Raw genomic sequence first — 899 nt, 5'->3', positions numbered from 1 at the left:
CGAGCTCGGCTGCTTGGGATCTTTGGAGAAAGGCGTCACCGACAAGGGCGAGGCGATCAGCAAGGAAATGCTCCTGACCGATCCTGAGCAAGCCGCCGATTTCGTCAAGAAGACCAAGGTCGACGCCCTCGCGGTGGCCATCGGCACCAGCCACGGCGCGTACAAGTTCACCAAGCCCCCCACGGGCGAGATCTTGGCCATCGAGCGGATCAAGGAGATCCACGCCCGGATTCCCGACACCCACTTGGTGATGCACGGCTCTTCCTCGGTTCCCCAGGAATGGGTCAAGATTATCAACGAATACGGCGGCGATCTCGGCCAGCCTTATGGCGTTCCGGTGGAAGAGATCGTCGAGGGGATCCGCCACGGGGTGCGCAAGGTCAACATCGACACCGACTTGCGCATTGCCTCCACCGGCGCGATGCGCAAGCTTCTGGCGGAAAACAAAAAAGAGTTCGACCCGCGCAAGATCTTCGCCGCCGCCACCAAAGCGATGAAGGACATCTGCAAGGCCCGCTATGAGGCCTTTGGCTGTGCAGGTAAAGCGTCCAAGATCAAGCCGATTTCTCTGGAGGCAATGGTCAAGCGCTACGCGTCGGGAGAATTGGACCCCAGGGTTCGATGAAAGACAGCAGTCTGTCGGGCTCCGGATGAGTTCCGGAGCCGTTTTTTTAACTTGAGGAAAACTTCAATGGCACTGATTACCTTAAGACAACTTTTAGATCATGCCGCCGAACACGGCTATGGGGTTCCGGCGTTCAACGTCAACAACATGGAGCAGGTCCACGCGATCATGGAGGCGGCGGCGGAAGTCGACAGCCCGGTGATCATGCAAGCCTCGGCAGGCGCCCGCAAATACGCAGGCGAGCCGTTTTTGCGCCACCTGATTTGGGCCGCGG

The 899-nt window shown here is 59.1% G+C and carries 2 protein-coding genes; both read left to right on the top strand.

Translation table 11 applies throughout. From position 1 onward, the window contains the following. Positions 1-625 (top strand): class II fructose-bisphosphate aldolase (locus ACYQ3M_RS11615; RefSeq protein WP_460036243.1); only part of this gene is annotated, 625 nt, incomplete at its 5' end. A 66-nt stretch (positions 626-691) separates the two neighbouring features. Then, the coding region (locus tag ACYQ3M_RS11610) for a class II fructose-bisphosphate aldolase (RefSeq protein WP_460036242.1) at positions 692-899 on the top strand (208 nt) is incomplete at its 3' end.

It is taken from the genome of Methylothermus subterraneus, from assembly GCF_054656915.1.
This window is presented reverse-complemented; position numbering and strand designations above follow the sequence as displayed.